The organism is Nonomuraea sp. B208, from assembly GCF_057536035.1.
Genome location: NZ_BAAJOU010000025.1, coordinates 199786 through 213292, shown reverse-complemented (window position 1 = coordinate 213292; position 13507 = coordinate 199786). Strand labels below are relative to the sequence as shown.

The 13507-nt window shown below is 72.5% G+C and carries 15 protein-coding genes; 7 read left to right on the top strand and 8 right to left on the bottom strand.

Annotation, left to right across the window (positions count from 1 at the left end):
• Nucleotides 1-3: 3 nt before the first annotated feature.
• Nucleotides 4-354, bottom strand: a complete 351-nt coding sequence (locus AC27IY_RS29055) for a ribosomal maturation YjgA family protein (protein ID WP_423477668.1) — start codon at nucleotides 352-354, stop codon at nucleotides 4-6.
• A gap of 149 nt (nucleotides 355-503) precedes the next feature.
• On the opposite strand from AC27IY_RS29055, the gene AC27IY_RS29050 reads away from it, so the two are divergent.
• Genes AC27IY_RS29050 through AC27IY_RS29030 form a run of 5 tightly spaced genes read left to right on the top strand, consistent with a single transcriptional unit; the run spans nucleotide 504 to nucleotide 6217 of the window.
• Nucleotides 504-2318: an ABC transporter substrate-binding protein gene (locus AC27IY_RS29050; RefSeq protein ID WP_487179851.1), complete on the top strand. Its 1815-nt coding sequence runs from the start codon at nucleotides 504-506 to the stop codon at nucleotides 2316-2318.
• Entirely contained in the window at nucleotides 2315-3367 is a 1053-nt protein-coding gene (locus tag AC27IY_RS29045; protein ID WP_364459631.1) for an ABC transporter permease, read from the top strand. Before AC27IY_RS29050 ends, AC27IY_RS29045 begins: the two co-directional genes overlap by 4 nt.
• A complete protein-coding gene (locus tag AC27IY_RS29040; protein ID WP_487179850.1) occupies nucleotides 3364-4245 on the top strand; it encodes an ABC transporter permease in 882 nt (293 codons plus the stop codon). The genes AC27IY_RS29045 and AC27IY_RS29040 overlap by 4 nt, the downstream gene beginning before the upstream one ends.
• Nucleotides 4242-5213, top strand: coding sequence for an ABC transporter ATP-binding protein (locus AC27IY_RS29035; protein ID WP_344208021.1), 972 nt, complete (start codon nucleotides 4242-4244; stop codon nucleotides 5211-5213). Before AC27IY_RS29040 ends, AC27IY_RS29035 begins: the two co-directional genes overlap by 4 nt.
• Nucleotides 5213-6217 carry an ABC transporter ATP-binding protein gene (locus tag AC27IY_RS29030; protein WP_487179849.1) on the top strand — a complete coding sequence of 335 codons (1005 nt, stop codon included), beginning with the start codon at nucleotides 5213-5215 and terminating at the stop codon, nucleotides 6215-6217. The genes AC27IY_RS29035 and AC27IY_RS29030 overlap by 1 nt, the downstream gene beginning before the upstream one ends.
• Here AC27IY_RS29030 and AC27IY_RS29025 read toward each other — a convergent pair.
• The gene (locus AC27IY_RS29025; RefSeq protein ID WP_344208019.1) at nucleotides 6196-6861 is read right to left on the bottom strand and encodes a response regulator; all 666 of its coding nucleotides are present in this window, start codon (nucleotides 6859-6861) and stop codon (nucleotides 6196-6198) included. The two genes, AC27IY_RS29030 and AC27IY_RS29025, sit on opposite strands and share 22 nt — an antisense overlap.
• Nucleotides 6858-8015 carry a sensor histidine kinase gene (locus AC27IY_RS29020; RefSeq protein WP_487179848.1) on the bottom strand — a complete coding sequence of 386 codons (1158 nt, stop codon included), beginning with the start codon at nucleotides 8013-8015 and terminating at the stop codon, nucleotides 6858-6860. Before AC27IY_RS29020 ends, AC27IY_RS29025 begins: the two co-directional genes overlap by 4 nt.
• A 109-nt stretch (nucleotides 8016-8124) precedes the next feature.
• On the opposite strand from AC27IY_RS29020, the gene AC27IY_RS29015 reads away from it, so the two are divergent.
• A complete protein-coding gene (locus AC27IY_RS29015) occupies nucleotides 8125-9192 on the top strand; it encodes an alpha/beta hydrolase family protein (protein WP_487179847.1) in 1068 nt (355 codons plus the stop codon).
• Here the strand turns inward: AC27IY_RS29015 and AC27IY_RS29010 are convergent.
• On the bottom strand, nucleotides 9153-9977 hold the full coding sequence (locus tag AC27IY_RS29010) for an NmrA family NAD(P)-binding protein (RefSeq protein ID WP_487179846.1): 825 nt from the start codon (nucleotides 9975-9977) through the stop codon (nucleotides 9153-9155). The two genes, AC27IY_RS29015 and AC27IY_RS29010, sit on opposite strands and share 40 nt — an antisense overlap.
• Before the next feature lie 59 nt (nucleotides 9978-10036).
• Nucleotides 10037-11215, bottom strand: a complete 1179-nt coding sequence (locus AC27IY_RS29005; protein ID WP_487179845.1) for an FAD-dependent monooxygenase — start codon at nucleotides 11213-11215, stop codon at nucleotides 10037-10039.
• 60 nt (nucleotides 11216-11275) lie between these two features.
• On the opposite strand from AC27IY_RS29005, the gene AC27IY_RS29000 reads away from it, so the two are divergent.
• Nucleotides 11276-11854, top strand: a complete 579-nt coding sequence (locus tag AC27IY_RS29000) for a TetR/AcrR family transcriptional regulator (protein ID WP_487179844.1) — start codon at nucleotides 11276-11278, stop codon at nucleotides 11852-11854.
• Nucleotides 11855-11858: 4 nt separating this feature from the next.
• On the opposite strand, the gene AC27IY_RS28995 is transcribed toward AC27IY_RS29000, so the two are convergent.
• The 3 genes from AC27IY_RS28995 to AC27IY_RS28985 are packed head-to-tail and all read right to left on the bottom strand — an operon-like array spanning nucleotide 11859 to nucleotide 13478.
• Entirely contained in the window at nucleotides 11859-12497 is a 639-nt protein-coding gene (locus tag AC27IY_RS28995; RefSeq protein WP_487179843.1) for a maleylpyruvate isomerase N-terminal domain-containing protein, read from the bottom strand.
• Between the two features lie 19 nt (nucleotides 12498-12516).
• Entirely contained in the window at nucleotides 12517-12831 is a 315-nt protein-coding gene (locus AC27IY_RS28990) for a DMT family transporter (RefSeq protein ID WP_344208012.1), read from the bottom strand.
• On the bottom strand, nucleotides 12828-13478 hold the full coding sequence (locus AC27IY_RS28985; protein ID WP_487179842.1) for an FMN-dependent NADH-azoreductase: 651 nt from the start codon (nucleotides 13476-13478) through the stop codon (nucleotides 12828-12830). Before AC27IY_RS28985 ends, AC27IY_RS28990 begins: the two co-directional genes overlap by 4 nt.
• Nucleotides 13479-13507: the final 29 nt, after the last annotated feature.

The window sequence follows — 13507 nt, the reverse complement described above, 5'->3', positions numbered from 1 at the left end:
CGCTCAGCGGGCCGACCGGTTGCGGGCGGCGGTGTGGACGACCCACGCCGTGCCCGCGCCGACCGCGTACCAGAGCAGGTCGGGCGGGTTGAAGGTGCTGCCCAGCAGCGGCCGCAGCAGGGGAGGGATCTCCCCGAGCTGGGCGAACTCGATCGCCCAGCTCAGCCCGGCCGACACCAGCGCGGCGACCCACGGCCGCACCCGCGGGGCCACGAGCAGCACCAACGTGTAGATCAGTACGGTGTAGAGCGCGTCACCGGCGTACTTCGGCACCGGTCCGTCCCAGAGCAGGCGCACGCCGAGCCCTGCGGCGACGGTCAGGACGGCGGCGAGGGCGGTGAGCAGACGGGGCACCAGATTTACGGTAGTGCCGGTAAAGACTGAAAATTTACACCGCAGAAGGATACGAAGCTGAAACAATTTTCCGTGTCTCGTTGACACACGGTCTCCGTATGGTGTGCCTTTCCATACACAGGAAAACCCCGCCTGAAGGTGAGGCACTCATGAGTAAATGGCTCGCGCGCCTGGTAGCGCTGGGCTTGGCGGTATTAGTGGCAGGTCAGGGCACCACGGCGGCCCTAGCGCAGGAACCGGCGGCGGGGAAGAAGATCTTCAGGGTCGGCGCGACCCAGTCCATGGACTCGATGAACCCGTTCCTCGCGGTCCGGCTGGTCTCGACCTCCATCCACCGCTGGATGTACGGCTTCCTGACGGTGCCCGACTCGAAGACCCTCGCGCCCAGCCCCGACCTCGCCGAGTCGTGGACGACGTCGGAGGACGGGCTCACCTGGACGTTCAAGATCCGCCAGGCGAAGTGGTCCGACGGCCAGCCGATCACGGCTGAGGACGCCGCCTGGACGTTCAACAAGATGATGACCGACGAGGCCGCCAAGACGGCGAACGGCCCCGCGGTGGAGAACTTCGAGACCGTCACGGCCAACGGCCAGGACCTCGTCATCAAGCTGAAGGCGCCGCAGGCGTCCATGCTGGAGAACCCGGTGCCGATCATGCCCAAGCACGCTTGGGAGTCGGTCACCGACATGGCCAACTACGACGCCGAGAAGTACCCCTCGGTGAGCAGCGGGCCGTACATCGCGGTCGAGCACAAGAAGGACCAGTACGTCAAGCTGCAGGCCAACCCCAACTACTGGCGGGGCAAGCCCAAGATCGACGAGCTCCAGGTCATCTTCTACGACAACCCGCAGGCCGCCGTCGCCGGTCTGAAGAAGGGCGACATCGACCTGCTCGGCCGCATGACCCCGCAGGAGTTCGAGGCCATCCAGAACGACCCGAACATCGAGGCCTGGAACACCCAGGGCCGGCGCGCGGCGTACCTGCAGATCAACCACGGCGCCACCACGACCGACGACAAGCCCGTCGGCGACGGCCACCCGGCGCTGAAGGACGTCAAGGTCCGCCAGGCCGTGCACTACGCCATCGACAAGCAGAAGCTGGTCGACGAGGTCCAGAACGGCCTGGCCAAGCCCGCCGACGGCTCGATCGTGCCGCCGATGTACAAGGACTGGTTCTGGGAGGCCACCGGCGAGGAGAAGGTCACCTACGACCCCGCCAAGGCCAACCAGATCCTCGACGACGCGGGCTACAAGAAGGGCTCCGACGGCGTCCGCACGATGCCCGACGGCAAGCGCAAGCTGGAGTTCCGCTTCACCATCCACACGGACACGCCCGTCGAGGACAAGCTCGCCGAGTACCTGACCGCCTTCCTCAAGGAGGTCGGCATCACGGTCACCACGGTCAAGCTGGACTCCAGCAAGTTCACCGAGGAGACCGGCACCACCGGCAACTTCGACATCGCGATCAGCGGCTGGTCCGTCAACCCCGACCCGGAGGAGGTCCTGGCCACGCACCTGTGCAGCCGGCGGCCCGCCTCGAACGGCGAGGGCGGCGGCACCGAGTCGTTCTTCTGCGACGACACCTTCGAGAAGCTCTACAAGGACCAGCTCAAGGAGCTGGACCGGCCCAAGCGCGTCGAGCTGATCAAGCAGATGCAGGAGCGGCTCTACACCCAGGCGCCGATCATCGCCATCTACTACACCAACGACCTTGAGGGCTACCGCAAGGACAAGGTCACCAGCATCACCCCGATCCCCGAGGACAAGGGCCTGCTCTACGGCGGCAGCGGCTACTGGCCGTTCTACACCGTGGACGTCAAGGCCGCGGCCGCGGCCGGCGCGAGCGGCGAGGGCGGCTCGAACACCGGGCTCATCGCCGGGATCGTCGGCGTCGTGGTGGTCCTCGGCCTCGGTGCCTTCTTCCTGACCAGGCGGCGCAAGAGCACCGCAGACGAGCGCGAATGACCACACCTCTGGAGTCCGCGGAGCCCGCCGTCCAGGCGGCGGGCCCCGCGGACGACCGCCCCGCCCGCCGTGGCACGCTGCGTTACGCGGCGTCCAAGGCAGGCGGGGCGCTGTTCAGCATCGCCATGGTGATCATCGGGACGTTCTTCCTCTTCCGCATGCTTCCCGGTGATCCCGTACGCAACCTCGCGCAGGGCCGCAACATGACCCCCGCGCAGCTCGACCTGGAACGTCGCCGGCTGGGCCTGGACAAGCCGCTGATCGACCAGTTCTTCGACTTCGTCGGCAAGACCCTCCGGCTCGACCTCGGCACCTCCTACGAGTACAAGCGGCCGGTGCTCGACCTCATCGGCGAGCGCATCGGCCCGACGCTGCTGCTCGCCGGCACCGGGCTGGTCATCGCGGTCAGCCTCGGCATCTGGCAGGGCACCCGCGCCGGCTGGCGGCACGGCAGCGGCTTCGACCGCTTCTCCACCGGCGTCTCGCTGGTGCTCTGGTCGGTGCCGACCTTCTGGCTCGGGCTGCTGCTCATGATGGTGTTCGGCGTCGGCATCGGGCCGATCCCCGGGCTGTTCCCGTTCCGCGGCATCGAGAGCGTGGACGCGCCCGACGGGTTCGCGTACGTGCTGGACGTCGCCTCGCACATGGTGCTGCCCTGCCTGACGCTGGTCGCCGTCGTCTACGCCCAGTATCTGCTCGTCATGCGCTCGTCGCTGCTGGAGGAGGTCGGGCAGGACTACGTCACCGTGGCGCGGGCCAAGGGGCTGCGCGACGACGACGTGCGGCGGCGGCACGCCGTGCCCAACGCGCTGCTGCCGACCGTGACGCTGGTGTTCATGCGGATCGGGTTCGTCGTGGGCGGCGCGGTCACCGTCGAGACCATCTTCACCTGGCCCGGCCTCGGGCAGCTGTTCTACGAGGCGGTGCGGGTGCCGGACTTCACGCTCATGCAGGGCACGTTCCTGCTGATCACGGTCGCCGTGATCCTCATGAACACGCTGGCCGACGTGGTCTACCACATCCTCGACCCGAGAGTGAGGTCGGCATGACGAGCCTCGCCGCCACGCGGCGCCGCCTCGCGCTGAGCCGCTTCTGGGCCGACTTCCGCACCCATCGGGCAGGGCTCGCCGGCGCGGCCGTCCTGCTGGTCGCCGTGCTGCTCGCGCTCGTCGCCCCGCTGTTCATCAGCGAGGACGTCACCAGCGTCGTCGAGGGCACCGGCCAGAAGTTCGCGCCGCCCAGCCTCGCCGAGCCGTTCGGCACCGACGAGTCGGGCCGCTCGATCCTGCTCATGGTGTGGTGGGGCTCGCGCACGTCGCTGCTCATCGGCTTCCTCGCCGCGCTGCTCAGCGTGGTCATCGGCCTGGTCGTCGGCGTCGCGGCCGGGCACTTCCGCGGCTGGATCGGCGGCGCGCTGATGCGGGTCACCGACTGGTTCCTGGTGCTGCCGTCGCTGGTCACGGCGCTGGTGCTGGCGGCGATCCTGGGCGGCAGCACGGCGACGATCGTCACCGCGATCGCGGTCACGACCTGGCCCTCGACCGCCCGGCTGATCCGCGCCCAGACGCTCGCCGTCGAGGCCCGCCCCTACATCGAGCGCTCCAAGGCGCTCGGCGCGGGGCACTGGCACATCACCACCCGGCACGTGCTGCCCAACGTGGCCCCGCTGCTGCTGGCCAGCACCACGCTGGAGGTGGCCAGCGCGATCGTGACCGAGTCCACGCTCGCCTTCCTGGGCGCCAGCGCCAACAAGACGTCCTGGGGCACGATGCTGCGCGCCTCCTACGACTTCGGCGCCGCCACCAACGCGGCCTGGTGGTACATCATCATCCCCGGCCTGGCCATCCTCATCGTCGTCATGGCGTTCACCCTCATGGGGCGGGCGCTGGAGGCCGTGCTCAACCCCCAGCTCAGGAGGAAGGCGTGAGTCTCCTCGAACTCGATGACGTGTCGGTGACGTACCGCATCGCCGCGGGCGAGGTGCCCGCGGTGCGCGGCGTGTCGCTGACCCTCGACTCCGGAGCGGCGCTCGGAGTCGCCGGCGAGTCGGGATCCGGCAAGTCGACGCTGGCCATGGCGCTGCTCAGGCTCCTGCCCAGGGACGCGCGCGTCGACGGCCGGATCCTCCTCGGCGGCGAGGACATCGCCGCCATGACATGGGGGCGCCTGCGGGCCGTGCGCTGGGCGGAGGCGTCGATCGTCTTCCAGGGCGCGCAGCACGGGCTCAACCCCGTGCGCAGGATCGGCGACCAGATCGCCGAGCCGCTGCTCGTCCACGGCCTGGCCAAGCCCGAGGGCGCCCGCAAGCGGGTGACCGAACTGCTCGAACAGGTCGGCCTGCCGGCCTGGCGGGCGCGCAGCTACCCGCACGAGCTGTCGGGCGGGCAGCGGCAGCGCGTGATGATCGCGATGGCGCTGGCCTGCTCGCCGCGGCTGATCATCGCCGACGAGCCGACCACCGCGCTCGACGTGATGGTCCAGGCGCAGGTCCTGACGCTGATCAAGCAGCTGGTCGCCGAGCACGGCATCTCGCTGATCATGATCTCGCACGACCTGTCGGTGCTCGCCGACGTCTGCGACCAGCTCGCGGTCATGTACGCCGGCCGCGTCGTCGAGCACGGCCCGTCCGCGCAGGTCTTCCACGACCCGCGCCACCCCTACGCCAAGGCGCTGGCGGCGGCGTTCCCCACCGTGGGCGACCCGGCCTCGCGCATGGCGCCCAAGGGACTCGGCGGCGACCCGCCCGACCCCATGCAGCTCCCGACCGGCTGCGCCTTCCACCCGCGCTGCCCGGCGGCGCTGCCGGAGTGCGCGAGCACCGACGTGGAGCTCTGGCCGGCCGGTCCCGGCCGGGTCGCGGCCTGCGTGCACGTACGGGCGAAGGAGGATGCCTGATGACCGAGACGCAGACCCCCGCCGAGGCGGTCGAGACCGCGCGGCCCACCCTGCTGGAGGCCCGCGACCTGCGCGTGGAGTTCAGCTCGCGGGGCCGCAGGGCGCGCGCCGTGGACGGCGTCAACCTGGCCATCGGCAAGGGCGAGATCGTCGCGCTGGTCGGCGAGTCGGGCTGCGGCAAGACCACGCTCGCCCGCACCCTGCTCGGCCTCGAACGCCCCACCGCCGGCGAGGTCCGCTTCGACGGGGCCGCGCTCGACTACCGCGCGCGGGCGCTCAAGGCGTACCGCCGGCAGGTCCAGCTCGTCCTCCAGGACCCGATGGGCTCGCTCAACCCCCGCCACACCGTGTACGAGGCCGTCGCCGAGGGCCCCCGCATCCACGGCCTGGCCGACGAGCGGGAGGTCGTGGCCAAGGCCCTGTCGCACGCCGGGCTCCGGCCGCCGGACCGGTTCTTCCTGCGCCACCCGCACGAGCTGTCCGGCGGGCAGCGGCAGCGCGTGGTGATCGCGGGCGCGCTGGCCCTCGACCCGAAGGTGCTGATCGCCGACGAGCCGGTGGCCTCGCTGGACGCCTCCGTACGCGGCGAGATCCTGGCGCTGCTGCTCCGGCTGCGCGCCGAGCTGGGGCTGTCGGCGCTGGTCGTCACGCACGACCTCGGGCTGGCGTGGAACATCGCCGACCGGGTCGCCGTGATGTACCTCGGCAGGATCGTCGAGTCGGGGCCGGTCGAGCAGGTGCTGACCGCGCCGCGGCATCCGTACACGCAGGCGCTGCTGTCGGTCCTGCCGGAGTCGCCGGAACGGGTGGTGCTGACCGGCGAGCCGCCGGACCCGACCCGCATCCCGGGCGGATGCCGCTTCCACGCCCGCTGCCAGGTGCTCGCCTCGGGGCGGGCGGCCGAGGCCGGGGTGGACGGCAGGTGCCGCACCGAGTCGCCGGCCGTCCTGCCCGCCGACGCCATGGCGCGGGCGGCCTGCCACTATGCGGACGTATCCGGCTGACCGAGCTCCGCGTCGTGCACCAGGATGGCCGCCTGGACCCGGTTGGCCAGGCCCAGCTTGGCCAGCACCCGGCTGACGTGCGCCTTCACCGTGGCCTCGGTCAGCCGCAGCTCGCGGCCGATCTCGGCGTTGGACAGGCCGCGGGCCAGGGCCCTGATGACGTCCTCCTCGCGATCGGTCAGCGCGGCGAGGCGGCGGCGGGCGGTCTCGGCCCTGGACGGGGCGCGGCCGGCGTAGGAGGCGAGCAGGCGCCTGGTGACCGACGGGGCGAGCATGGCCTGGCCGGCCGCGACCGTGCGGACGGCCGCGGCCAGCTCTCGCGGCGGAGTGTCCTTGAGCAGGAAACCGACCGCGCCGAGGCGCAGTGCCTCGTGGACGTACTCGTCGAGGTCGAACGTGGTCAGCATGATCACCTTGGGTGGGCTGGGCGCGGCGAGCAGCCGGCCGGCGGCGGTCAGGCCGTCGGTGCCGGGCATGCGCACGTCCATGAGCACGACCTCGGGGCGCAGCCGCGCCGCCGCCGAGACCGCCTCCGCGCCGTCGCGGGCCTCGGCGATCACGGCGATGTCGCCCGCCGCCTCCAGGATCAGCCGGAGCCCGGAGCGCACCAGCTCCTCGTCGTCGGCGACCAGGACCCGGATCACGCGGGGATCCTCGCCGCGACCAGGAAACCGCCGTCGTCCTGCGCGCTGGTGCGCAGCGTGCCGCCGAGCAGTTCGACCCGCTCGCGCAGGCCGACCAGGCCCCAGCCCGCCCCGGGCAGCCCGGCGGGTGGGGACGCGGGGGCGCGGTTGCGGACCTCGACCTCCAGCGCCTCCGGCCGGTAGCGGACCCGCACGTCGGTGCGCGCGTCGGCGGCGTGCCTGTGCACGTTGGTGAGCGCCTCCTGCACCACCCGGTACGCGGTCCGCGCCACCGCCGGCTCCACCTCCCTCACCTCGCCTTCGTCGTGCCTGACGACCTCGACGCCGAGCGCGCGCGACTGGTCGAGCAGCCGGTCGAGGTCGGCGAACGTGGGCGGCGGCGCGACCTCCACCGCCTGCCGCCGATCGCTGGTCCAGTCGGGGGCCCGGTCGGAGGCCCAGCCGGTGGCACAGTCGGTGGCCCGGTTGGTGGCCCGGAGGACGCCGAGCACGTCACGCAGGTTCGCCAGCGCCTCGCGGCCGATGCCGCCGATGAGCGCGGCGGTCCGCGCGGCCTCCTCGTCGCCCGTGCGCACCTCCAGCGCCCCGGCGTGCAGCACGATCAGCGAGACCCGGTGGGCGACCACGTCGTGCATCTCCCTGGCGATGCGGGCCCGCTCCTCGGCCCGCACCTGCTCGGCCCGCATGATCTGCTCGCGTTCGGCGCGCCGGCGCACCTCGCGGCGGGCCCGCGTCCACAGGCCCAGCGCGAACGGCAGCCCGACCACGGCCAGCGCCATGAACAGCGCGTTGCCGGGGGTGGCGGCCAGGACCTCGCGCACCCCCTCGCGCCAGGCGCCCATCAGCGCGGACGCCCCGAACACGGCCGCGCAGCCGCCCAGGTAGGCCGCGATGTCCCGGCCCCTGACCAGGTCGCGGCCCGCGTGGTAGGAGGCGGCCAGCAGCGGCGGCCACAGCAGGAGCAGGACGTGGCCGGCGGCGGCCACGGCGGCGAGGGGCCACCAGGACCGCCGGGTCCACCACGCGGCAAGCCCGGCCGCCGCGGCGACCGCGAGCTCCGCCGGCAGCGGGAGCCCGGAAGGCGCCCCCGCCTGCCCCTGGAGGACGAACAGAGAGAGCCCGAACATCGCCGCGCCGAGCAGGACGAACCGCATGCCCCCAGCGTAGGGGCCCGGCCGGAAGAGGCTTTACGACGAAAGTAGGGGGCGTCGACCGACGATCGGGGCGCACACCCCGGCGGCTCCCGCCGCCAGATTGGCTCCCATGCTGAAGATCCTGACCGCCCTGTCCTTGATCGCGTTGCCGCCGCAGGCGGACCTCGCGCTGCCTGAGCCCACCGGGCCGCTGCCCGTGAGCACGACCGACCTGCACCTGGTGGACGAGAGCCGGCCCGACCCCTGGAACCCGGAGGCGGACCGGCGTGAGCTGATGGTCACCCTCTGGTACCCGGCCCGGCGCGACAACGGCGAGCGGGCGCGCTACCTGAGCCCGCAGGAGTCCGCCGCGGTCCTCGCCCCCTACCGCGACGTCCCCCCGGACGCGCTCACCCGGGTGAGGACCCACGCCGGGCGGGAGGCCCCCGTCCGCGCGGGCCGCCATCCGCTCGTCGTCCTCTCGCCCGGCTTCACCTTCCCCCGCGCCACCCTGACCTCGCTCGGCGAGGACCTGGCGAGCCGGGGCTACCTGGTCGCGGCCGTCGAGCACACCTACGAGTCGGTCGCCACCACGTTCCCCGACGGCCGCACGACCACGTGTCTCGCCTGCGTCCCCGGCCAGGACGGCGCCGTCGTCGCGGCCGGGCGGGCTGCCGACGTGAGTTTCGTGCTGGACGAGCTGACGGCGGGGCGCTGGGGCCGGTCCGTCGACCGTGCGCGGATCGCCGTGGCCGGCCATTCGATGGGCGGCAACAGCGCCGCCGCCGTCCTGGCGAAGGACCGCCGGGTCAAGGCCGGCGCCAACCTGGACGGCACCTTCATCCCGCCGGTCGAGCGCCTGGACCGGCCGTTCCTGCTGATCGGCTCGCCGCGTACGCATGCGTGGGACGGCAGCGACGACTCGTGGAAGAAGTCCTGGGCCCACCTGAAGGGCCCGAAGAAGTGGATCACGATCGCCGGCACCGACCACTCCGCCTTCGTGGACCACGCCGTGCTCCGGCCCCCGCTCGGCATCCCCGCGCAGGAGCTCGACGGCGTGCGCGCGCTGCGGATCACCCGCGATCACCTCGCGGCCTTCCTCGACCGCCATCTGCGGGGGCGCAGCACGCCGGTCCCCGCCTATCCCGAGGTCGTCGATCAGGGGCGGAAGGCGGCGGCGTTCTCCTCGGCCCACTGACGGAAGCTCCTGGCGTCCCGGCCGGTGACCTCCTTGACGGTCGGGACGACGGTGTAGCCGATCTCCGGCGTGTGGCCGAGCGCGCCGATCAGGAATTCGACGGTCTCCTCGCCCATGCCGTCGGCGCGCCACTTGGCGCGGGCCTCGTCCACGGTGAGCTCGACGAAGCGTACGTCCCTGCCGATGGCGCCGGCCAGGATCGCGACCTTCTCCCTGAGCGTGATGGCCTCGGGGCCGGTCAGCACGTACGCCCGCCCGCCGTGCCCGCCCTCGGTGAGCACGGTCGCGGCCACGGCGGCGATGTCGCGCTCGTGCACCAGCGCGCTCAGCCGGTCGCCGAACGGCTCCTTGATGACGCCCTCGGTCCGGACCGTCTCCGCCCACCAGCGCAGCGTGTTGGACATGAACTCGACCGGGTGCAGCAGCGTCCACTCGATGCCGCTGCCGGCGAGCGCCCGCTCCAGCTCGCCGTCCTCGCGCCCGCCGAGCACGGTGACCCGCCGCACGCCGGCCGCGGCGGCCAGCTCGACCAGGGCGGCGCCGTCGGGGAGCGGGGCGTAGTCGTCGCCCGCGAAGTTGATGAGGTGCGCGGCCTCGACGCCGTCGAAGACGCCGGCCAGCTCGGCGGGCCTGGCGAGGTCGCCCGCGACCACCTCGACGCCCTCGGGCAGCGCGGCCCTGGCGGGGTTCCTGGTCAGGGCGCGGACCCGCTGTCCGGCGGCGAGCAGCTCCTCGACGACGAGACGGCCGACGGTCCCGGTGGCGCCGGTGACGAGAACGGTCATGATGAGGCCCCTCTTCTGGAACGGAACGTTCTGCTCTCAGTCTAGCAGAACGGAACGATTCATTCCACATAATCCTTGAGCGCGATGGCGTTCGCCGCCTTGTGGATCGGCCCGGCCACGCGCTCCACCATGCGGTCGCGGCCCGGCAGGCGAGGGATCAGCCGGATCATCGCGAGCTGGAACCACAGGGCGAACCGCGACGGGATCACCATGCCCTTGAGGTTGGCGTCCGCCAGCGCCTGGTTGGCCGCGACGAAGTCGCGCAGCTCCCGCTCGTAGCCCTCCGGGCCGCGGCCCGCCGCCAGCTCGCCGGCCAGCACGTACGCCCCCACGACCGCCAGGCTCGTGCCCTGCCCCGAGGCGGGAGAGGCGCAGTACGCCGCGTCGCCGAGCAGCACCACCCGCCCCTTCGACCAGCGGTCCATGCGGATCTGGCAGACCGCGTCGAAGTAGAGGTCATCGGCCGCGCGCACCGCGTCGAGCAGGCGCGGCACCTCCCAGCGCATCCCGGACATGGCCGCGCCCAGCAGCTCCTTCTGCCGCTCGACGTCACGGTGGTCGTAGGCGAGCGGCGGTGACGACCAGATGAACATGGCCCTCGCCACCCCGTCGTCCTGGCGGGTGCTGTAGACGTTGGCGGTGCGGCCGGGCGCCGCGTGCACGGCCTCCTCGCGGTCCAGGCCGAGCGGGTCGGGCACCGAGCAGATCGAGATGTAGTGGCCGAGGTGGCGGACGAAGCCCTCCTCCGGGCCGAACGCGAGCCGCCGGACGTTGGAGTGCGCGCCGTCGGCCCCGATCACCAGGTCGAACACGCGCGGTGCTGAGCGCTCGAAGGTGACGGTGCCGTCCTCGGCGATGGCCGTGACCGAGTCGTCGAAGACGTACTCGACCTCGTCGCGGGTCAGCTCGTACAGCAGCTCGTTGAGGTCGCCGCGCATGATCTCGACGTCGTCGCCCGAGCGCCCGCCGAACAGGTCGGCGTCCATGGTCGCGACCTTCCTGCCGTCGGCGTCGTAGTGGGTGGCGACGCGCATGTCCGTGGCGCGGGCGCGGACCGCGTCCATGAGGCCCATGCGCTCGATCACCCGCAGCGCCGCGCCTCTGAGGTCCACCTTGTAGCCGCCCGCGCGGACGGCGGGGGCCCGCTCGACCACGGTGACGGTGAAGCCGTGCCGGCGCAGCCAGTAGGCCGCGGACGTGCCGGCGATGCTCGCGCCGGAGATGAGGATGTTCGCCATGCCGCAGACAGTACATCTGTCTTAGACGCTTGTCTAGGACGATTGTGCTAGTCTGTGAGCATGGGAAACAGGGAGGACCTGCTGGCGGGCGCGAAGCGGTGCCTGGTCGAGAAGGGCTACGTCCGCACCACGGCGCGCGACGTCGCGAGCGCGTCGGGCGTGAGCCTCGCGGCCATCGGCTACCACTTCAAGTCGAAGGAGGCGCTGCTCAACGAGGCGCTGTTCGAGGTCATGCGGGAGTGGGGCGAGGAGCTGGCGGCCACGCTGTCGGCCACGCTGTCGGCCGGGGCGGCGCCGGGCGCGGACCGGCTGGAGCGCTTCGCCGTCGTGTGGGACCGGGTGCTGGAGTCGTTCGCGCGGCTGCGGCCGCTCTGGGTGACGCAGCTCGAACTCCTGGGCCAGGTCGAGCACCTGCCGGAGGTGCGCGACCAGCTCGCCGCCGCGAACAGGGAGGCCCAGGAGGGGCTCGCGGAGCTCTTCGAGGGCGGCGAGCCGGGCGCCGACCCCGAGCGTGCCCGGCTGACCGGCGCGCTCTACCAGGCGCTGCTCACCGGGTTCCTGTCCCAGTGGCTGCTCGATCCCGAGCGGGCGCTGTCGGGCCGCGAGGTGGCCGCCGCCCTGCGCCTGGTGACCGCGTGAGCTCCTAGAAGGCGCTGATGGTGGCCGGGGCGCGCTCGGCCCGGCTCAGCGCGCGGATGACCGCCGTCGCACCGTGGCGGTGCACCGCCAGCCGGGCCAGCAGCTCGACCACGGGCCTGATGACCTCCGGCGGCAGCGTGGGCGTCTCGACGCCCACGCTCGCGGCCAGGTCGTCGGCATGGACGACCAGCTCGACCAGGCGGGTGAGCAGGAAGTCGTCCAGGGTGAGCGCCCAGCCGGACGCCTTCACGTGGACCACCCGGTCGGCGGGCTCGGCGGGCAGCGCGGTGATCTGCGTGTCGAGCAGCGCCCGCGTCCGCTCGACCAGCGCGGCCGGGCCGTCGGCCGCGGCGGCCTCGCCGCCCCGCCGGATGCCGACGTTGATCTCGTGGTCGAGGCCCGCCTCCACCCACGGCGAGCGCGAGTAGTGCTCCAGGAGGTCGATCGGCTCGTGACCGGCGCCGTCGGAGTCGAGCACGTCGCGAACCCGGACGATCTGGTGCGCCAGGTGCCCCGCCAGCCCCGCCACGCTGAACTCGGTGAGCGCGCTCGGCTTGTCCCAGCCCGCCGTCACCGCCGGCTGCCCGAGCAGCGACACCGCCGACGTCGCGGCGATCACGTACGAGTTCCTGATGTCCACCATCGCTCGCCCTTCCCTCGTGTCAGGCCGTGACCCGGGCCAACACTATCCCTCCCACGATCAGCCCGAGCGCGGCCATCCGCCCCACCGAGACGGGGTCGTCGTGGAGCACCACGCCCAGCGTGATCGCGCCGACCGCGCCGATGCCGGTGAAGACCGCGTACGCGGTGCCGACCGGCAGCGTGTTCATGGCCCGCGACAGCAGCCAGACGGCGGCGGCCATGAGCAGCAGGCTGACCAGCGTGGGCAGCGGGCGGGTGAAGTTCTGGGTCGGCTTGATGCTCTGCGACCAGGCCACCTCCACCAGCCCGGCCAGCAGCAGGACGAGCCAGCTCATCGGGCCGCCGCCGCGAGAGCCTGGGCGCGGACCTGGGCGCGGGCCGCGGCCAGCGACTCCTCGTGCCGCTCGCGCAGGTGGGCGAGCGCCGGGTCGAGACGGGCGTTGACCAGCTCGGCGTGGACGAACGTCACGTCCTCGACCTGGAAGTGGCCCCGGAAGAAGTCGCGCAGGTAGCGCTCCTCGTGGTCGTACGGCTCGCGGGGGGTGCCGGGGCCGTACGCGCCGCCCCGCGCGCCGGTCACCACGAACGAGCGGCCGGCCAGCGACATCTTGGGGAAGGTGATCTGGTCGAGCCACGCCTTGAGCGACGACGGGATCGAGTAGTTGTACATCGGCGTGCCGATCAGCACGACCTCGGCCGCGAGGACCTCGGCGAGCAGCGGCTCGACGATCGCCCAGGCGTCCCGCTGGGCGGGCGTGCGGACCGCCTCCCGGTAGCGGGCGGGGTCGGTGATCTCGTGCTCCAGGACGTGGTCGCACAGCTCCGTCCACGCCTCGCCGATGTGCGGCACGGGGCGGGCCGCGAGGTCGCGGTAGGTGTAGCCGGCGCCGGGGTGGGCGGCGCGCCAGGCGCCCGCGTACTCGGCGGACAGCTGACGCGAGAACGAGTTCCGGCGCGCGCTGGCGTCCAGGTGCAGCAGCATCGTGGTTCTCCTCAGATATGTGGACGCTG